This window comes from Pseudomonas sp. NPDC087814, from assembly GCF_044742865.1.
In the GTDB taxonomy this organism is placed as follows: Bacteria; Pseudomonadota; Gammaproteobacteria; order Pseudomonadales; family Pseudomonadaceae; genus Aquipseudomonas.
In genome coordinates this window covers 85,847-105,700 of sequence record NZ_JBIUVK010000019.1, presented here as the reverse complement: position 1 = coordinate 105,700, position 19,854 = coordinate 85,847, and the positions used below count along the sequence as shown (strand labels likewise).

Below are 19,854 nucleotides of genomic sequence, written 5' to 3'. Positions count from 1 at the left end.
TTAGAGTATTTTCTCTTGAAACTGATCCTTCTGGAAAAAGTCGCCAACCTGGGCTACCTGGGCGACAAAGTGAACGTTTAGGCCGGCTACGGTCGTAACTACCTGCTGCCATACGGCAAAGCCACCGCTGCAACCGCTGCCAACCTGGCTGCGTTTGAAGAGCGTCGTGCCGAGCTGGAAAAAGCAGCAGCAGACAAAAAAGCTTCGGCCGAAACTCGCGCTGCCCAACTGGCAGAGCTGGAAGACACTATCCCTGCCACCGCCGGTGACGAAGGCAAGCTGTTCGGTTCGATCGGCACCCACGACATCGCTGATGCACTGACCGCCTCCGGCGTTGAAGTGCAGAAGAGCGAAGTTCGTCTGCCGAACGGCACCATCCGCAACGTTGGCGAATTCGATGTAGCCGTGCACCTGCACGCTGAAGTCGAAGCAACCGTACGCGTTGTTGTGGTAGCAGCTTAAGCAACACCTAACTGACTGGCACCTCGCGTGCCAGGCAGTTAACATCGGGCACGATCCTGTTCACAGGTCGTGCCTTTTGTTTTTCTGTAGCCCCAGATTCTCCAACTATTCCAAGTGGCCATGAACGATATCTCCGCTCCTGAGCAATATGACCTGCAAACCGCTGCCCTGAAGGTGCCGCCGCATTCCATCGAGGCCGAACAGGCCGTGCTCGGTGGCTTGATGCTGGACAACAACGCCTGGGAACGCGTGCTGGATCAAGTCTCGGACGGCGATTTCTACCGTCATGACCACCGCCTGATCTTCCGTGCCATTGCCAAGCTGGCCGACCAGAACTCACCGATCGACGTGGTGACCCTGGCCGAGCAGTTGGACAAGGAAGGCCAGACGTCCCAAGTGGGCGGCCTGGGTTACCTGGGCGAGCTGGCGAAAAACACGCCATCGGTCGCCAACATCAAGGCCTATGCGCAGATCGTCCGTGCGCGGGCCACGTTGCGCCAGTTGATCGGCATCGCCACCGAGATCGCCGACAGCGCGTTCAACCCGGAAGGCCGCACTGCCGAAGAGATTCTCGACGAAGCCGAACGGCAGATCTTCCAGATCGCCGAGGCCCGGCCTAAAACCGGCGGCCCGGTCAGCGTCAACGACTTGCTGACCAAGGCCATCGACCGTATCGACACCTTGTTCAACACCGACAACGCCATCACCGGCCTGTCCACCGGCTACACCGACCTCGACGGCATGACCAGCGGCCTGCAGCCAGCCGACTTGATCATCGTCGCCGGCCGTCCGTCCATGGGTAAAACCACCTTCGCCATGAACCTGGTGGAAAACGCCGTGTTGCGCAGCGACAAGGCCGTACTGGTTTACTCCCTGGAGATGCCAGGCGAATCGCTGATCATGCGTATGTTGTCGTCCCTGGGCCGCATCGACCAGACCAAGGTGCGTGCCGGCCGCCTGGAAGACGACGACTGGCCGCGGCTGACCTCGGCGGTCAACCTGCTCAACGATCGCAAGCTGTTTATCGATGACACCGCGGGCATCAGTCCGTCGGAAATGCGCGCGCGTACCCGACGCCTGGTGCGTGAGCACGGCGATATTGCCCTGATCATGATCGACTACCTGCAGTTGATGCAGATCCCGGGTTCCAGCGGCGACAGCCGGACCAACGAGATTTCCGAGATTTCCCGCTCGTTGAAAGCCCTGGCCAAGGAATTCAACTGCCCGGTGGTTGCCCTGTCGCAGCTCAACCGGTCCCTGGAGCAACGCCCGAACAAACGCCCGATCAACTCCGACTTGCGGGAATCCGGAGCGATCGAGCAGGATGCTGACGTGATCATGTTCGTATACCGGGACGAGGTGTATCACCCGGAGACCGAGCATAAAGGCATCGCTGAAATCATTATCGGTAAACAGCGTAACGGGCCAATCGGCACCACGCGCCTGGCCTTCATCGGTAAATACACCCGCTTCGAGAACCTGGCGCCGGGCAGCTATAACTTCGAAGACGAGTAAAAGCGCTGCCCGCCAATTCCGACTGCAAAGGTCGGAATTGGTCAAATTTTGTGCTATATTCCGCGCCCGCGATTTTTCATCTCAACACCGGTCACCGTCATGCAAACAGCCAAGCCGTTATTTGACTATCCCAAGTACTGGGCCGAATGTTTCGGTCCTGCGCCATTCCTGCCGATGAGCAGGGAGGAGATGGATCAGCTTGGCTGGGATTCATGCGACATCATCATCGTCACCGGTGACGCGTACGTGGACCATCCGTCGTTCGGCATGGCAATCATCGGCCGGCTGCTGGAGTCCCAGGGCTTTCGCGTCGGGATCATTGCCCAGCCCAACTGGCAGTCCAAAGACGACTTCATGAAGCTCGGCGAGCCGAACCTGTTCTTCGGCGTCGCGGCCGGCAACATGGACTCGATGATCAACCGCTACACCGCCGACAAGAAAATCCGCTCCGATGACGCCTACACCCCAGGCGGCATGGCCGGCAAACGTCCGGACCGCGCGAGCCTGGTCTACAGCCAGCGCTGCAAGGAAGCCTACAAGCACGTGCCGATCGTGCTCGGCGGCATCGAAGCCTCCCTGCGCCGCATCGCCCACTACGACTACTGGCAGGACCGTGTACGCAACTCGATCCTGATCGACGCCTGTGCCGATATCCTGCTGTACGGCAACGCCGAGCGGGCCATCGTCGAAGTCGCCCAGCGCCTGTCGTGGGGCCACAAGATCGAAGACATCACCGACGTGCGCGGCACTGCGTTCATTCGCCGTGACACGCCTGAAGGCTGGTACGAGGTGGACTCCACCCGTATCGACCGTCCGGGCAAGATCGACAAGATCATCAACCCGTACGTGAATACCCAGGACACCCAGGCCTGCGCCATCGAGCAGGAAAAGGGCCCGGTGGAAGACCCGGAAGAGGCCAAGGTGGTACAGATCCTGGCCAGCCCACGCATGACCCGTGACAAGACCGTGATCCGTCTGCCGTCCGTGGAAAAAGTCCGTGGCGACTCGGTGCTGTATGCCCACGCCAACCGCGTGCTCCACCTGGAAACCAACCCGGGCAACGCCCGCGCGCTGGTACAGAAGCACGGCGAAGTGGATGTGTGGTTCAACCCGCCGCCCATTCCCATGACTACCGAAGAAATGGACTACGTGTTCGGCATGCCTTACGCCCGTGTTCCACACCCGGCGTACGGCAAGGAAAAGATCCCGGCCTACGACATGATCCGCTTCTCGGTGAACATCATGCGTGGCTGCTTCGGCGGCTGCACCTTCTGCTCGATCACCGAGCACGAAGGCCGGATCATCCAGAACCGTTCCGAAGAGTCGATCATTCGCGAAATCGAAGAGATCCGCGACAAGGTGCCAGGCTTCACCGGCGTCATTTCCGACCTCGGCGGCCCGACCGCGAACATGTACCGCATTGCCTGCAAGAGCCCGGAAATCGAATCCGCGTGCCGCAAGCCATCCTGCGTGTTCCCGGGCATCTGCCCGAACCTGAACACCGACCACTCGTCGTTGATCCAGCTGTACCGCAGCGCCCGTGCGTTGCCGGGTGTGAAGAAGATCCTGATCGCTTCCGGCCTGCGCTACGACCTCGCGGTCGAGTCGCCGGAGTATGTGAAGGAGCTGGTGACCCACCACGTCGGTGGTTACCTGAAGATCGCCCCGGAACACACCGAGGAAGGTCCGCTCAACCAGATGATGAAACCGGGCATCGGCAGCTATGACAAGTTCAAGCGCATGTTCGAGAAGTACACCAAGGAAGCGGGCAAGGAGCAGTACCTGATTCCTTACTTCATCGCCGCCCACCCGGGCACCACCGATGAAGACATGATGAACCTGGCCCTGTGGCTCAAGGGCAACGGCTTCCGCGCCGACCAGGTGCAGGCGTTCTACCCGTCGCCAATGGCCACCGCCACGGCGATGTACCACTCGGGCAAGAACCCGCTGCGCAAGGTCACCTACAAGAGCGACGCGGTGACCATCGTCAAGAGCGAAGAACAGCGCCGCCTGCACAAGGCCTTCCTGCGCTACCACGACCCGAAGGGCTGGCCGATGCTGCGTGAAGCATTGACTCGCATGGGCCGTGCAGACCTGATCGGGCCGGGCAAGGAGCAACTGATCCCGTTGCACCAACCGTCCACCGACAGCTACCAGAGCGCTCGTCGCAAAAACTCGACGCCGGCTGGCAGCCACAAGGTTGCGAAGGAAACCACCACCAGGATCCTCACCCAGCACACTGGCTTGCCGCCGCGAGGCAGTGATGGCAGCAACCCGTGGGACAAGCGCGAGCAAGCCAAGGCCGCGGCCATGGCGCGTAACAAGCAGGCCGCCAAGGAACGCACCGACGCCGCCAAGGGCAAAGGCAAGAAGCCAGCCCGCAAGCCGGTCGTGCCGCGTTGATCGCAGCCTGAAACGCAAAAACGCCAGCCTCGTGCTGGCGTTTTGCTTTCTAGCGGGTGGGTAGCCTGTTTGTTAAGGTGGCGCCCATTCGAGCGCCATCGCAGGCAAGCCAGCTCCCACATGTGACCGGGTTTCAGCATGAGAATGCGGTCGAATGTGGGAGCGGGCTTGCTCGCGAAAGCGCCAGTTCAGACACCACCCATTTCAAGGAAGAACACCCCCATGAGCAGCCCCCTGCTTGGCATCGGCATGGACTCCAACCGCTCCCAGTTCATGGCCCGCCAGCGCATCGAAAGCCAGATCAACCTGCCACGCCTGTTTGCCGCCATCGACGCCGACCCCGGCATTGTGGGGGCGGGTGTGGTGTATATCGATGCTGACTTCAACGTCGTCACCCTGCGCGAATTCCAACCCATCTGCAGCATTGCGCCCAAACGCGTGATCCTGCGGGAAGCGCAGCGGTACATAGCGCCGGCGCAGTTCGCCCAGCAGGTGCAAGACAATCCCCGTGAATCGCGGCTGGTGGGTGAAGCGATCAACACCACGCTGTCGTGTGCCGGTGCAGTCATCGGCTGGGTAGTGGTGCTCAGCGGCTCTGTCGCGATACCGTTTTCGGCGGGTGCCAGTACGGTGGTCGCAGCCCTCGGCTACACCGCTGCGGCAGCCAGTACCGTTCAGTGTTTTGCCGGTGGCTACCGGACCGTCAACGAAATAAGAAATCCGTCGCGCAACGACGAGCTCGACGGCGAGGAATGGTATCAATACACGATGATCGCGTTGGACGCCGCATCGTTGGTCGGAGTCGGTGCATCGTCACTCACCACCCTCAAGCTGGTCCGGCTGAATAGGGCGACCACCGGCAAAAGTGTTCGGGAGGTACTGAAAGGCTTGAATCGACAAGAGCGCGCCAAACTGACCAAGGAGTTGCTGAGCATTAACGACCCTCGCTTGAGCTCGAAGATGCTCAAGTTGCGACAGTTGTCAGGTGAGCTGCCCAAGCGCTTCACGCCCACACAGGTCAAGCACGCAACGGTCACGCAAATACAGGATGCGTTGGGCGCCTCGATTGGCTTCACGGGCAGTGCGCTCTCCGGGAATGTCCGAACCATTGCCGTAGGTCTATACGAGGAGATTGAGCAATGAACCAAGCACCGAGCATTCGTGCCTTTCTATCCCGGTACTTTCCGGTTTTCATGGGGGCGATATTTGCAGCGGTATTTTCCCTGGTCTTCGCGGTGCCTTTGTTTTTTGACAGCTATTTCCGGGACCTTCCCCTGGCGGATAACGCCAAGTACTCCTTTCTCGGCGGAATCGCTCTGACGTTGGTCATCGTGCACTGCAACTTCATGATCGCCCGCGGACGCCCGCAATGGGTGTGGCCGCTGGTGGTGTTGCTGGGGCTTTGTCTTGTGTGTGTGCTGCCCACGATCGAGTACCGACCGCATCCATTTATTTATGGCATGAGCGTGCTGTTGCCGTTGCTGGCGCTGCTGGTGCTTAACAGCAAGCGCCACCGCGAAATGCGCCAGAAACTGGTCGAAGTTCGCCACCTGCGTGAAGCCGTGATCGCCAGGCACAAAGCCCGTTGACTGGGTAGATTCACCACCCACCCTCACACTCCCGCCACAAATATGTGCAACCCTCGCACCACGACGGCAGCCATCGCGCCGTTTTGGTGCTGTACTGCACCGGGTCCCACGATAAAGCGCAATGACCACTGCTCTGGCATAAGTCTTGCGCGCTTTGTTTCCATGCCCTGGCTCGCAGGAGGCCGCCGTGTCGATTCATGTCGCGTTGCACCACGTTACGCATTACCGCTACGACCGCGCGGTCGAACTCGGCCCACAGATTGTTCGTCTGCGTCCGGCGGCCCATAGCCGCACGCGGATTCTTTCCTACGCGCTGAAGGTGCTGCCGGAACAGCACTTCATCAATTGGCAACAAGATCCCCAGGGCAATTACCTGGCGCGTCTGGTGTTCCCGGAAAAAACTGACGAGCTGCGCATCGAAGTCGACCTGGTCGCGGAGATGGCGGTATTCAATCCGTTCGATTTCTTTCTGGAACCCTACGCCGAAAAAATCCCTTTCAGCTACGCCGCCGATGAGCAGCGCGAGCTGGCGCCGTACCTCGAAACATTGCCGCTGACCCCGAGATTCGCCGCGTATCTGGCGGGTATCGACCGCACGCCGTTGCCGGCGGTGGATTTCCTGGTGGGCCTGAATCAGCGCCTGGCTGCCGATATCGGCTACCTGATCCGCATGGAACCGGGGGTACAAACTCCGGAATTCACCCTGGAAAACGCCTCCGGTTCCTGCCGGGATTCGGCGTGGTTGCTGGTGCAACTGCTGCGTAATCTCGGTTTGGCGGCGCGATTTGTGTCGGGCTACCTGATCCAGCTGACCGCCGACGTCAAAGCCCTCGATGGCCCGTCCGGCACCGAGGTGGATTTCACCGACCTGCACGCCTGGTGCGAAGTGTATTTGCCCGGCGCCGGCTGGATCGGCCTCGATGCCACCTCCGGTTTGTTCGCCGGTGAAGGTCATATCCCGTTGGCCTGTAGTCCTGATCCTTCTTCCGCAGCGCCCATCAGTGGCCTGGTGGAACCCTGCGAGTGCGAATTTACCCACGAGATGTCCGTGGAGCGGATTTGGGAAGCCCCCAGGGTTACCAAGCCCTACACCGAAGAGCAGTGGCTGGCGATCCAGGCCCTGGGCCGGCAGATCGACGGTGACCTGCACAAGGACGACGTACGCCTGACCATGGGCGGCGAACCCACCTTCGTCTCCATCGACGACCCCGACGGCGCCGAATGGAACACCGCCGCCCTGGGCCCGGACAAACGCTGGCTGTCCGCCGAGCTGTTCCAGCGCATGCGCAAGCACTACGCGCCCAAGGGCCTGGTGCACTTTGGCCAGGGCAAGTGGTACCCCGGCGAGCAACTGCCGCGCTGGTCCCTCAACTGCTACTGGCGCCGTGACGGCGTGCCGATCTGGCACAACAGCGCGCTGATCGCCGATGAGCAGCAAAGCTACGGCGCCGATGGCATGATGGCCGGGCGTTTTCTGGCCAGCGTTGCCGAGCGCCTGAAACTGCCCGCGCAGTTTGTATTCCCGGCCTACGAAGACAATTTCTATTACCTGTGGCGCGAAGGCGCCTTGCCGCAAAACGTCAGCGCCGAAGATCCGCGCCTGGAGGACAAGCTTGAGCGCGAGCGCCTGCGCAAGGTCTTCAGCCAGGGCCTGGATAAAGTCATCGGCCAGGTGCTGCCGCTGGCGCGCACGGCGGCCAATGACCGCTGGCAGAGCGGGCGCTGGTACCTGCGGGACAACCATTGCCGCCTGGTGCCGGGCGATTCACCGTTGGGTTATCGCCTGCCACTGGCCTCGCAACCGTGGGTAACGGCGGCGGACTATCCGTTCGTGCACCCCACCGATCCCAATCAGGACCTGGCAGACCTGCCGACCACCTCACAACTGCAAAGCCATGGCGAGGCAGCTGCCAGCCAAGACCGTATCCCGAAGATCGACGAGTCTGCCGACTGGCTGACCCGCACCGCCCTGTGCGCCGAGGCACGGGACGGCCGCCTGTACCTGTTCATGCCGCCGCTGGAACGGGTCGAGGATTACCTGGAACTGGTGGCCGCCATCGAAGCCACCGCCGAAGAACTGCATTGCCCGGTGTTGCTGGAAGGTTATGAGCCGCCGAGCGACCCACGCCTGAGCAACTTCCGGGTGACGCCGGATCCGGGTGTGATCGAGGTCAACGTGCAGCCGTCCGCCACCTGGGACGAGTTGGTGGAACGCACCGAGTTTCTCTACGAAGAAGCCCGGCAAACCCGCCTCACCACAGAAAAATTCATGATCGACGGGCGCCACACCGGCACCGGCGGCGGTAACCACTTTGTGCTCGGTGGCGCTACGCCCAAGGATTCGCCGTTCCTGCGGCGTCCCGATCTGCTGCGCAGCCTGATCAGCTATTGGCATAACCATCCGTCATTGTCCTACCTGTTTTCCGGCCTGTTCATCGGCCCGACTTCCCAGGCACCACGGGTCGACGAAGCGCGCAACGATGCGCTGTATGAGCTGGAAATCGCCTTCGCGCAGATGCCCGAAGCGGGCGAAGAATGCCCGCCATGGTTGGTGGACCGCCTGCTGCGCAACCTGCTGATCGACGTCACTGGCAATACCCACCGCGCCGAGTTCTGCATCGACAAGCTCTACTCGCCGGACGGTGCCACCGGCCGCCTGGGCCTGCTGGAATTGCGTGCCTTTGAAATGCCGCCCCACGCCCGCATGAGCCTGACCCAGCAGTTGCTGCTGCGGGCACTGGTCGCGCGGTTCTGGCGTGAACCCTATGCGCCGCCGAAGCTGGCGCGCTGGGGCACAGAGCTGCATGACCGCTTCCTGCTGCCGCACTTTATCGAGCAGGATTTTGCCGACGTGATCGTCGAGCTGAACGCTGCCGGTTATCCGCTGCGGGCCGAATGGTTTGCCGCGCACCTGGAGTTCCGTTTTCCCAAGGTCGGTGACTACGCCGTCAGCGGCATCGAACTGGAATTGCGCCAGGCCCTTGAGCCCTGGCATGTGCTGGGCGAAGAGGGTGCGGTGGGCGGTACGGTGCGTTACGTGGATTCGTCCCTGGAGCGCCTGCAGGTCAAGTTGAGTGGCCTGCCGCCCCAGCGTTACCTGCTGACCTGCAATGGCATCCCGGTGCCGCTGCAACCCACCGGGCGTGTCGGCGAGTTTGTGGCTGGCGTGCGTTATCGCGCCTGGCAACCGGCCAACTGCCTGCAGCCAACGATCCCGGTGCATGCGCCACTGGTGTTCGATCTTTTGGACACATGGATGCAGCGCTCGCTGGGCGGTTGCCAGTACCATGTCGCCCACCCGGGCGGGCGCAATTACGACAGCCTGCCGGTGAATGCCAATGAAGCTGAAAGCCGGCGGATGGCGCGGTTTTTCCGCTTGGGACACAGCCCCGGGAAACTGCCGGTGCCGAGTGTGGTGATCAATGATGAATTGCCGATGACCCTGGATTTGCGGCGCTTCCCCAATAAGAATGACTAAATGCGATTCAAAATGTGGGAGCGGGCTTGCTCGCGAATACGGTGTATCAGAAACACATTAAGTGACTGACACTCCGCTTTCGCGAGCAAGCCCGCTCCCACACAAGCCCGCTCCCACAGTTGGATCGCGTGGTTTGTGAGTTAATTCGACTTCCCTTGCCTCTGCCGAGCGTTCCATGCCCGACTTGCTCGACCGTTACCCGCTGACCGCGGGCACTTATCACGAACTGCTGGACGACAGCGGCGCGGTTCGCGCCCATTGGCAGCGGCTGCTCGATCACTTGCAACGCAGCACCCCGGCGCAACTGGCCCAGCGCCAAGCCTTGCTGACTCGGCAGATCCAGGAAAACGGCGTGACCTACAACGTCTACGCCGACCCCAAGGGCGCCGATCGTCCCTGGGAGCTGGACCTGCTGCCCCACGTGCTGGCCGCCGATGAATGGAAGCAACTTGCCGCCGGCATCGCCCAGCGTGCGCGCCTGCTGAATGCAGTACTGGCCGACCTCTACGGCCCGCAACGCCTGATCGCCGAAGGCTTGCTGCCGGCAGAACTGGTGTTCGGCCATAACAATTTCCTGTGGCCGTGCCAGGGCATCCAGCCGCCCGACGGCGCGTTCCTGCACCTGTACGCCGTGGACCTGGCGCGTACGCCGGATGGCCGCTGGTGGGTCACCGCCGACCGGACCCAGGCCCCGTCCGGCGCCGGTTATGCTTTGGAAAACCGCACCATCGTGTCCCGCGCCTTCCCGGACCTGTACCGCGACTTGCAGGTGCAGCACCTCACCGGGTTCTTCCGCACCCTGCAGGAAACCCTGGCCCGCCAGGCGCCGAGCGACGACCAGCCACCGCTGATCGTGCTGCTGACCCCGGGCCGTTTCAACGAAAGCTATTTCGAGCATCTGTACCTCGCCCGCCAGCTTGGCTACCCGCTGGTGGAAGGCGGCGACCTGACCGTGCGCGACGCCACGGTGTACCTCAAGACCCTCAGCGGCCTGCGCCGGGTGCACGCGATCATGCGCCGCCTGGACGACGACTTCTGCGACCCGCTGGAACTGCGCACCGACTCGGCCCTCGGCGTGCCCGGCCTGCTGGATGCCGTGCGCCAGGGCAATGTGCTGGTGGCCAACGCCCTGGGCAGTGGCGTGCTGGAATCCCCTGGCCTGTTGGGATTTCTGCCGAAGATCAATCAATTCCTGTTTGGCGAAGAGCTGATCCTGCCGTCCATCGCCACCTGGTGGTGCGGTGAGCCGCCGGTGCTGGCCGAAGCCCTGGAGAAACTGCCGGAGCTGCTGATCAAGCCGGCGTTTCCGTCGCAAAGCTTTACCCCGGTATTTGGCCGCGACTTGAACGACGAACAACGCGAGGCCCTGGCTGAGCGCATGCGCGCGCGGCCTTACGCCTATGTCGCCCAGGAACTTGCGCAGTTGTCCCAGGCGCCGGTCTGGCACACCGTTGACGATCACCTTCAGCACCGCGCCATCGGCATGCGTGTGTACGCCGTAGCCAGCGCCGACGGTTATCGGGTACTGCCCGGTGGCCTGACCCGTGTGGCCGCCGATGCCGATGCCGAAGTGGTGTCGATGCAGCGCGGCGGTGCGAGCAAGGACACCTGGGTGCTCGGCGAACGCGCCCACGGCACCGAGCAATGGCGCGCCCAGCGGGCCATCGGCGCCCATGACCTGGTGCGACGTGATCCGTACCTGCCGTCGCGGGTGGTGGAAAACCTGTTCTGGTTTGGCCGTTATTGCGAGCGCTGTGATGACAGTGCGCGCTGGTTGCGGATCGTCCTTGCCCGCTATGTCGACGGAGACGACCCGCTGGCGCTGCAGGCGGCGGTTGAACTGGGTGAGAACCTGCGACTGTTGCCGGAGGAGGGCGAGTTGCCTGAGCGGCTTCAGGCGGCGTTGCTCGGTGATGACTGGCCCTCGAGCCTGCGGGCCAACTTGCAGCGCTTGCAGTGGGCGGCGTCCCAGGTGCGCGGCAAGTTGTCCCGGGAAAACTGGCAGGCGCTGGTGGAGTTGCAGCGCGAAGCCCTGGAGCTGGAAAGCGAAGAGCCGGACTTCGGCGAACTGCTGGATTTCCTCAACCGCCTGGTGATGTCCCTGGCCGCGCTGTCGGGCTTTGCCCTTGACGACATGACCCGCGACGAAGGCTGGCGCTTCCTGATGATGGGCCGACGCATCGAGCGCCTGCAGTTTCTCAGCAGCAGCCTGGCCGCCTTCCTGCGCGGCGTGGCGGTGTTCGATCAGGCCGGGCTGGAGTGGTTGCTGGAACTGGGCAACAGCAGCATCACCTATCGTTCGCGCTACCTTGCGGTGCCGCAGCTGATTCCGGTTCTGGACCTGTTGCTGCTGGATGAGCAAAACCCCCACGCAGTGCTGTTCCAGCTGAAACTGGTGAGCCGCACCTTGCGTCGCTTGAATGACGATTTCAGCGTGCCCCGGGAAACCGGGTTGGCGCCGTTGGTGGAGCGCCTGGCGCGCTTTGACCTGGGCTGCCTGGAGAATCCGCTGTTCGGCGAGTCCAGTGTGCGTGCCGCGCTGGATGGCCTGGCCGACCTGCTGCAAGCGGTGGCCGATGAAAGTGGGCAAGTCTCCGACCGCCTGGCCTTGCGCCATTTTGCCCATGTGGACGATGTCAGCCAGCAAACGGTGTCTGTGTGATGAGTGCCCGCTACCAGATTTTCCACGATACCCATTATCACTACGACAGCCCGGTGTCCCTGGCCCAGCAACTGGCGCACCTGTGGCCGCGGCCTTGCGCCTGGCAGCGCTGCAGCTCGCAGCAACTGGAGATCAGCCCCGAGCCGACCTCGCGCCGGGATGAACTGGATGTGTTCGGCAACCCGATCACCCGGCTGGCATTCGAGCGGCCCCATGATGAACTGCTGGTGAACGCCGGGCTGACAGTGGAGGTGTTGGCGCGGCCGCTGCTGGATTTCAGCCTGTCGCCGGCCTGGGACCAGACCCGCAACGGCCTGACCTACAGCAGCCAGCCGCTGTCGGCCGAAGTGATCGAGGCGTGCCGCTATCGGTTCGAATCGCCCTATGTGCATTTGAAGAAAAGCTTCGTCGAGTTCTCCGAAGACTGTTTCCCGGCCGGTCGTCCGTTGCTGTTGGGTGTGCAGGCGCTGATGCAGAAGATCTTCAGCGAATTTACTTTCGATGCCGAAGCCACCCAGGTCGCCACGCCGTTGGTGGAAGTGCTGGAGCGCCGGCGCGGCGTGTGCCAGGACTTCGCCCACCTGATGCTCGCGTGCCTGCGTTCCCGGGGCCTGGCGGCGCGGTATATCAGTGGTTACCTGCTGACCCAGCCACCGCCCGGCCAACCACGGTTGATCGGCGCGGATGCGTCCCACGCGTGGGTGTCGGTGTTTTGCCCGGTGTCGGGTTGGGTGGATTTTGACCCGACCAACAATGTGCAGCCGGCACTGGAACACATCACCCTGGCCTGGGGCCGGGACTTTTCCGATGTTTCGCCGTTGCGGGGGGTGATTCTGGGGGGAGGGAGCCATGACCCGGAAGTGCGGGTGACGGTGATGCCGCTGGAGTAATGCACATATCTCAAATCGGGACGCGGAGCGCCCCAGGATGCATTCCCACGCGGAGCGTGGGAACGATCACCTATTCAGCGTCTTTCGGTGCTTCGGTTTCGTCTGTAGCCACTGTACCTTCAGCATCCGGGTTCAGTGCACCGGCTTCTTCGTCGGCTGCAATTTTCTTGCGCTGCAGCTTTTCCTCTTTCTTCTGCTCTTTGGCCAAGTCTCTCTGACGTTTGGCGAAGGAGTAATTAGGTTTTGCCATGGGCGATCCTCTGGGGTCGAAGGTGAGGTTGAGCGGCGCGTATTCTGCCTTTAATCGCGTCCCAAGGGTTAATCGGGTTTTTGGTCCACCCATTTGGGCAGGACCAGCGGTTGCCAGGCATCCAGTACGTCAAGCAGCTCAGCCGGCGATTCGCTCATTTGCAGCATGGCACGATGCGGTGCCCGGACGAAGCCTTCGCCGACGATATGATCAAGAAAATCGGTCAACTTGCGGTAAAAGCCGTTCACTTCGAGCAACCCCAGCGGTTTGCCGTGGTAGCCGAGCTGGCCCCAGGTCCAGACTTCGAACAGTTCTTCCAGGGTGCCCAGGCCGCCCGGCAGCGCAATAAAGGCGTCGCTCAGTTCGGCCATGCGTGCCTTGCGGGCGTGCATGCCGTCGACCACTTCCAGGCGGGTCAGGCCTTTGTGGCCGATTTCGAGGTTTTTCAGGCTTTCGGGAATAATTCCGATCACCTCGCCGCCGGCTTCCAGCGCCGCATCGGCGACGATACCCATCAGGCCCACGGCGCCGCCGCCGTACACCAGGGTCAGCTTGCGCTCGGCCAGCGCGCGCCCGAGGGCCACGGCTGCTTCACGGTAGGCCGGGTTGGTGCCGCTGCTGGCACCGCAAAACACACAGACAGACTTCAAGGACATACCTGACTCCACTCAGTTGTGGCTAAAGAGTAAAGGCTGGCTTGCGTCTCTCAAAGGATTAAACCTCGCGTTGAGGTGTTTCGCAGGTGCCGCTGGCACCACAGGCATAGGCGGCAAGCAGGCTGCGGAACAGGCTATTGAGGTGCATGGCTGGGACTCCGGAAGGGTGATGGACCGATCATAGGCCGGCACCCGCACTTTGGCCGGTAGATTGTGTCGATGAGTCTGATAGCCTAAAGTTGTATACAATCTGTTGATACAGATCATATGAAGTCCTGCCTGACTCAGGCACCCTTGTCGCAATATGCGTTTTTTAAACCCTGCCCTGGAGATTCACATGTTTGCCAAACTCGTTGCTGTTTCCCTGCTGACTCTGGCTAGCGGCCAGTTGCTTGCTGCAGAGTGCAAGGTCACTGTCGACTCCACTGACCAGATGTCCTTCAACACCAAGGCCATCGAAATCGACAAGAGCTGCAAGACGTTCACCGTTGAGTTGACCCACTCCGGCAGCTTGCCGAAAAACGTCATGGGCCATAACTGGGTGCTGAGTTCCGCCGCCGACATGCCTGGCATCGCCAGCGACGGCATGGCTGCCGGCATCGACAAGAACTACCTGAAAGACGGTGACACCCGCATCATCGCCCACACCAAGATCATCGGTGCCGGCGAGAAAGACTCCGTGACCTTCGATGTGTCGAAGCTGGCGGCAGGCACTGACTACGCGTTCTTCTGCTCGTTCCCAGGCCACATCTCGATGATGAAAGGCACTGTGACCCTGAAGTAAGCAATCTTCAGGCAAAAAAAAGCGCCCTTCGGGGCGCTTTTTTTGCCTGTAGGCAGGCTGCTCTTGTGGCGAGGGAGCTTGCTCCCGCTGGGCTGCGGAGCAGCCCCAATAAGCTCACCGCGTAGCATCAGAAAAAGCAGTAAGCAGGTTTCAGGGGCCGCTTCGCGCCCCAGCGGGAGCAAGCTCCCTCGCCACAGCAAGCTCTTTCACCACAGCAAGCTCTGTTTCACCACAGCAAGCTCCTTCACCACAACAAGCCCTTTTGCCAGAATGAGCTGCTACGTCAGATCAGGGTGCAAACGGCATCACTCGCTTGTGCTCGGTCTTGCGATAGGTGTCGCAGATGATCTTGAAGGCTTCCTCGCGCACCGGCTCGCCGTGCAGGAACGCGTCGATCTCGGCATAGGTCACGCCATGGGACGCTTCGTCCGGCTTGCCCGGCGACAGGTCTTCCAGGTCGGCCGTCGGGATCTTCTCTACCAGCGATTCCGGAGCACCAAAGTGCCGGGCAATCGCGCGCACCTGGTTCTTCACCAGCCCGCTCAGCGGCGCCAGGTCGCAGGCGCCATCACCGAACTTGGTGAAAAAGCCCATCACCGCTTCCGCCGCATGGTCGGTACCGATCACCAAACCACCGGCCGCGCCGGCGATGGTGTACTGCGCCACCATGCGCATGCGCGCCTTGGTGTTGCCCAGCACGAAGTCCCGGGAGACTGCGGCCTTGCCTTCAAACGCCGCCACTTCATTGGCCAGGGATTTCACCGCCGGGCCGATGTTCACTGTGTGGCGTTCGTCGGGTTCGATAAAGTCCACGGACGCCTGGGCGTCGTGTTCGTCGAACTGGGTTTCGTAGGGCAGGCGCACCGCGATAAAGCGGTACGCATCGTCACCCTTGGCAGCCCGCAACTCTTGCATTGCACGCTGGGCCAGCAGGCCGGCGGTCAGGGAGTCGACGCCGCCGCTGATGCCCAGCACCAACGTCTTGAGGCCTGAATTGAGCAGGCAATCCTGGATAAAGGTAACGCGCCGGGCGACCTCCGCCTCAAGGGCGGCCTGGTCCTTGAACGGTGGTTGGACCTTGAGCTGTTCAGCAATCTCGCGCTGTACGGCTTGCATGATTCACTCCTTGCTGGGTAGGGCAGGTACTTTGAAAACGTGGCGCAAATAGGCGACAAAGTTCGGATCGGTGCAGTGGGTCTTGCCCGCTTCATCGGAAATCTTCGCGACGGGCTGGCCATTACAGGCAGTCATTTTAAGCACGATGCTCATCGGTTCCACACCTGGAATATCACAGGTCAGGTTGGTGCCGATGCCGAAGCTCACATTGATCCGACCACGCAGCGCGCGGAAAATCTCCAGCGCCTTGGGCAGCGACAGGCTGTCGGAGAACACCAGGGTCTTGCTCATGGGCTCGATCCCCAGCTTGTGGTAGTGGGCGATCGCCTTTTCGGCCCATTGCACCGGGTCACCGGAGTCGTGGCGCAGGCCGTCGAAGAGCTTGGCGAAGTACAGGTCGAAATCGCTGAGAAACGCATCGGTGGTGATGCAATCGGTCAGGGCGATGCCCAGCAGGCCACGGTACTCGCGCACCCAGCAGTCGAGGGCGGCGATCTGGCTGTCGATCAGGCGCGGGCCGAGTTGCTGGTGGGCCATGATCCATTCGTGGGCCATGGTGCCCAGCGGCTTCATGTTCAGCTCGCGGGCCAGGTGCACGTTGCTGGTGCCGACAAAACGCCCGGGGAAGTCGTGCTTGAGCACGTTCACCACTTCTTCCTGCACGCGGTAGGAGAAGCGTCGACGCGTGCCAAAATCCGCGACCTGCAGTTCGGACAGTTCTTCGACGCTGGCGTTGGCCGTCAGCCAGTCGAACTTGCGATACAGCTGCTCGCGGGCCTGTTCGAGGATCACGCTCTGGTAGCGATAGCGGTTACGCACTTCGCTGACGATGGCCAGCATCGGCACTTCAAACAGGATCACGTGCAGCCATGGCCCGCGCAGGCGGATAAACAGCTCGCCGTTTTCGATACCGGTGTGCACGTAGCGCAGGTTGAAGCGAAACAGCCCGAGGAAACGCAGGAAATCCGGCTTCATGAAGCTGATGCGTTCCAGGAAGCCCAGTTGGTCGGGGCTCAGGCTCAGCTCGGCGAGGCGCTCGATCTGGTAGCGGATCTCCGCCAGGTACGGGCGCAGGTCTTCACTGTTGCGGCAACGAAACTCCCATTCAACTTCCACGTTCGGGTAGTTGTGCAGCACCGCCTGCATCATGGTCAGCTTGTAGAAGTCGGTGTCGAGCAGGTTCTGCACGATGCGATCGGCAAACACACTCTCGCTCATAACGGGAATCTCCAGACGGGTCGGCGATGGGCGCCGACCTTTACGCACAATTAAGGAATGGCGCTAGTGGCGCATAGACCCGTGCTGTTTTGCCAGTGATTTTTTTGGGGATGACTACTGGCGCCATCGCAGGCAAGCCAGCTCCCACAGGTGAATGCATTCCAAAATGTGGGAGCTGGCTTGCCTGCGATAGCGGTATTGCAGGCAAAAAAGGTCAATCAGACTCAACCTGCTCCATCATCCACTTCACAAAATCCCGCACCTTGGGCACTTCCGCCGAGTGCTCGGGGTAGGCCAGGTAATAGGCATCCTGGCTCGGCATCGCATGCTGCCAGGGGATCACCAGCTTGCCTTCGGCGAGCTCTTCTTCCACCAGAAACCTGGGCAGCAGCGCCACACCGCAGCCAACCTGTGCGGCGCGGATGCACATATAAAAGGTCTCGAAGCGCGGCCCATGGTAGCTGTGCTCGGTGTGATGACCCTGGGCGGCGAACCAGTCATGCCAGCCTTGCGGGCGCGAGGCGTTTTGCAGCAACACCAGTTCGCTCAGTTGCGTGGGATCGGTAAATGCTTGGGCGGGCAGGCTGTCGGGTGAGCACACGGGCACCAGTTCTTCGCTGAACAGCTTGAGGCTCTCGGTGCCGGGCCGTGAGCCCTGGCCAAAGTAGAAGGCCAGGTCGGCCTTGCCTTGCAGCAGCTCGTCGGGCTCCTGTTCGTTGCACAGGTCCAGGTGAATCTGCGGATGGCGCAGTCGCCAGCCCTTGAGGCGCGGCACCAGCCAGCGGGCGCCGAAGGTGTAGGGCGTGGACACCCGCAGCACTTCAGTCTCGCCGCCGTAGGAGCGCAGGTAATGGGTGGACATCTCCACCTGGGTGAGGATCTTGCGCACTTCCACCAGGTACAGATCGCCCGCCGGGGTCATCTGCAAGCGGCGGCGCACCCGGCGAAACAGCAGGTGCTGCAACAGTTCTTCCAGCTGCGCGACCTGTTTGCTGACAGCGCTCTGGGTGAGGTTCAGCTCTTCGGCGGCGCGGGTAAAACTCAGGTGGCGGGTGACCGCTTCGAAGCACTGCAGGGCGGTGATCGAGGGCAAATGTCTTTTATTCAGCACGGCACGCCTCTTTTTGTTCTTAGCATGAATAAACGGAATGATATCTCGCCTAATCGTCGTTTGTTGGCAAGTCTTGGGCCAGCTACAAATAAGGTCTGGATCGCCGCGACCGCTGGCGGCGCAAATTTCTGTTTGTAGATTGAAGGAGTGACCCATGGTTGCCGCATTGCTTGATCGTCTCGGGGTAAACCCGGCGCTGTACCAGTCGGGTAAACAACCCGTGCATTCGCCCATTGATGGCAGCCGGATTGCCAGTGTGCACTGGGAAGGCGCCGCCGAGGTGGAGCAGCAGGTCAGTCGCGCCGAGCATGCATTCGAGGCCTGGCGCAAGGTGCCGGCCCCGCGTCGTGGTGAGCTGGTGCGCCAGTTCGGCGACGTGTTGCGCGAGTACAAGGCCGACCTCGGCGAGCTGGTGTCGTGGGAAGCCGGCAAGATCACCCAGGAAGGTTTGGGTGAAGTGCAGGAAATGATCGACATCTGCGACTTCGCCGTCGGCCTGTCGCGCCAGTTGTACGGCTTGACCATCGCCTCCGAGCGTCCGGGCCACCACATGCGTGAAACCTGGCACCCGCTGGGCGTGGTTGGCGTGATCAGCGCCTTCAACTTCCCGGTCGCCGTATGGGCGTGGAACACCGCGCTGGCGCTGGTGTGCGGCAACGCAGTGATCTGGAAACCGTCGGAAAAAACCCCGCTTACCGCCCTGGCCTGCCAGGCACTGTTCGAGCGCGTACTGAAGAACTTCAGCGATGCGCCGCCGTACCTCAGCCAGGTGATCATCGGTGGCCGCGATGCCGGCGCCGCACTGGTGGATGACCCGCGTGTTGCGCTGATCAGCGCCACCGGCAGCACCCGCATGGGCCGCGAAGTAGCGCCGAAAGTCGCTGCACGTTTTGCCCGCAGCATTCTCGAACTGGGCGGCAACAACGCGATGATCCTCGGCCCAAGCGCCGACCTGGACATGGCCGTGCGCGCGATTCTGTTCAGCGCAGTCGGTACCGCCGGCCAGCGCTGCACCAGCCTGCGTCGGCTGATCGCCCATGAGTCGGTGAAGGAGGAAATCGTCACCCGCCTCAAGGCTGCGTATTCCAAAGTGCGCATCGGCCATCCGCTGGAAGGCAACCTGATCGGCCCGCTGATCGACAAGCACAGCTTCGAAAACATGCAGGACGCCCTGGAGCAGGCCTTGAGCGAAGGCGGCCGGGTGTTTGGCGGCAAGCGCCAGTTGGAAGACACGTTCCCCAACGCTTACTACGTGTCGCCGGCCATCGTGGAAATGCCGGAGCAGAGTGATGTGGTGTGCACCGAGACGTTCGCGCCGATTCTGTATGTGGTCGGCTATACCGATTTCGCTGAAGCGCTGCGCCTGAACAATGCGGTGCCACAAGGCCTGTCTTCGTGCATCTTTACCACTGACGTGCGCGAGGCCGAGCAGTTCATGTCGGCGGTAGGCAGTGACTGCGGGATCGCCAACGTCAACATCGGCCCGAGCGGCGCGGAGATTGGTGGCGCGTTTGGCGGTGAGAAAGAGACCGGTGGCGGGCGTGAGTCGGGCTCGGATGCATGGCGCGGGTACATGCGTCGCCAGACCAACACCGTGAACTACTCGCTGGAACTGCCGCTGGCCCAGGGTATTACCTTCGACTGATACCTCAAGTCGGAGTGAGGTCAATGTGGGAGCGGGCTTGCTCGCGAAAGCGGTGTGTCAGTCAACGAATGCTTA

14 protein-coding genes and 1 pseudogene are annotated in these 19,854 nt (G+C 61.7%); 10 read left to right on the top strand and 5 right to left on the bottom strand.

What is annotated here, in order from left to right; all coding sequences use genetic code 11:
- Positions 1-15 precede the first annotated feature (15 nt).
- The 8 genes and pseudogenes from rplI (at position 16) to ACIOMR_RS16715 (ending at position 12,999) form a co-directional block, all read left to right on the top strand.
- Positions 16-462: pseudogene (gene rplI / locus ACIOMR_RS16750) on the top strand (50S ribosomal protein L9).
- A 120-nt stretch (positions 463-582) separates the two neighbouring features.
- Entirely contained in the window at positions 583-1,977 is a 1,395-nt protein-coding gene (gene dnaB, locus ACIOMR_RS16745; protein ID WP_003217484.1) for a replicative DNA helicase, read from the top strand.
- Between the two features lie 99 nt (positions 1,978-2,076).
- Positions 2,077-4,380 (top strand): YgiQ family radical SAM protein, encoded by a 2,304-nt coding sequence (locus tag ACIOMR_RS16740; RefSeq protein ID WP_008439091.1) that lies wholly within the window; start codon positions 2,077-2,079, stop codon positions 4,378-4,380.
- Positions 4,381-4,602: 222 nt separating this feature from the next.
- The gene (locus ACIOMR_RS16735; protein ID WP_102604267.1) at positions 4,603-5,523 is read left to right on the top strand and encodes an NAD synthetase; all 921 of its coding nucleotides are present in this window, start codon (positions 4,603-4,605) and stop codon (positions 5,521-5,523) included.
- Positions 5,520-5,969: a hypothetical protein gene (locus tag ACIOMR_RS16730; RefSeq protein ID WP_134325642.1), complete on the top strand. Its 450-nt coding sequence runs from the start codon at positions 5,520-5,522 to the stop codon at positions 5,967-5,969. Before ACIOMR_RS16735 ends, ACIOMR_RS16730 begins: the two co-directional genes overlap by 4 nt.
- A 187-nt stretch (positions 5,970-6,156) precedes the next feature.
- Positions 6,157-9,447 (top strand): DUF2126 domain-containing protein, encoded by a 3,291-nt coding sequence (locus ACIOMR_RS16725; protein ID WP_401195293.1) that lies wholly within the window; start codon positions 6,157-6,159, stop codon positions 9,445-9,447.
- 175 nt (positions 9,448-9,622) lie between these two features.
- A complete protein-coding gene (locus tag ACIOMR_RS16720; RefSeq protein WP_177039706.1) occupies positions 9,623-12,109 on the top strand; it encodes a circularly permuted type 2 ATP-grasp protein in 2,487 nt (828 codons plus the stop codon).
- Positions 12,109-12,999, top strand: coding sequence for a transglutaminase family protein (locus tag ACIOMR_RS16715; RefSeq protein WP_003217471.1), 891 nt, complete (start codon positions 12,109-12,111; stop codon positions 12,997-12,999). The genes ACIOMR_RS16720 and ACIOMR_RS16715 overlap by 1 nt, the downstream gene beginning before the upstream one ends.
- A 70-nt stretch (positions 13,000-13,069) precedes the next feature.
- Here ACIOMR_RS16715 and ACIOMR_RS16710 read toward each other — a convergent pair whose 3' ends face one another.
- Entirely contained in the window at positions 13,070-13,249 is a 180-nt protein-coding gene (locus ACIOMR_RS16710; RefSeq protein WP_003217470.1) for a hypothetical protein, read from the bottom strand.
- A gap of 68 nt (positions 13,250-13,317) precedes the next feature.
- Positions 13,318-13,905 carry a TIGR00730 family Rossman fold protein gene (locus ACIOMR_RS16705; protein WP_003217468.1) on the bottom strand — a complete coding sequence of 196 codons (588 nt, stop codon included), beginning with the start codon at positions 13,903-13,905 and terminating at the stop codon, positions 13,318-13,320.
- Between the two features lie 337 nt (positions 13,906-14,242).
- On the opposite strand from ACIOMR_RS16705, the gene azu reads away from it, so the two are divergent.
- Complete coding sequence (gene azu / locus ACIOMR_RS16700; RefSeq protein WP_008439083.1) at positions 14,243-14,689, top strand: azurin; 447 nt, start codon at positions 14,243-14,245, stop codon at positions 14,687-14,689.
- Positions 14,690-14,977: 288 nt separating this feature from the next.
- On the opposite strand, the gene nadE is transcribed toward azu, so the two are convergent.
- The 3 genes from nadE to ACIOMR_RS16685 form a co-directional block, all read right to left on the bottom strand.
- Complete coding sequence (gene nadE / locus ACIOMR_RS16695; protein WP_003217462.1) at positions 14,978-15,805, bottom strand: ammonia-dependent NAD(+) synthetase; 828 nt, start codon at positions 15,803-15,805, stop codon at positions 14,978-14,980.
- A 3-nt stretch (positions 15,806-15,808) separates the two neighbouring features.
- Positions 15,809-17,023: a nicotinate phosphoribosyltransferase gene (gene pncB / locus ACIOMR_RS16690; protein WP_003217456.1), complete on the bottom strand. Its 1,215-nt coding sequence runs from the start codon at positions 17,021-17,023 to the stop codon at positions 15,809-15,811.
- Positions 17,024-17,237: 214 nt separating this feature from the next.
- Positions 17,238-18,134 (bottom strand): LysR family transcriptional regulator, encoded by an 897-nt coding sequence (locus ACIOMR_RS16685; RefSeq protein ID WP_003217454.1) that lies wholly within the window; start codon positions 18,132-18,134, stop codon positions 17,238-17,240.
- A gap of 154 nt (positions 18,135-18,288) precedes the next feature.
- Between ACIOMR_RS16685 and ACIOMR_RS16680 the strand changes: the two genes are divergently transcribed.
- A complete protein-coding gene (locus ACIOMR_RS16680) occupies positions 18,289-19,779 on the top strand; it encodes an aldehyde dehydrogenase family protein (protein ID WP_003217452.1) in 1,491 nt (496 codons plus the stop codon).
- Positions 19,780-19,854: the final 75 nt, after the last annotated feature.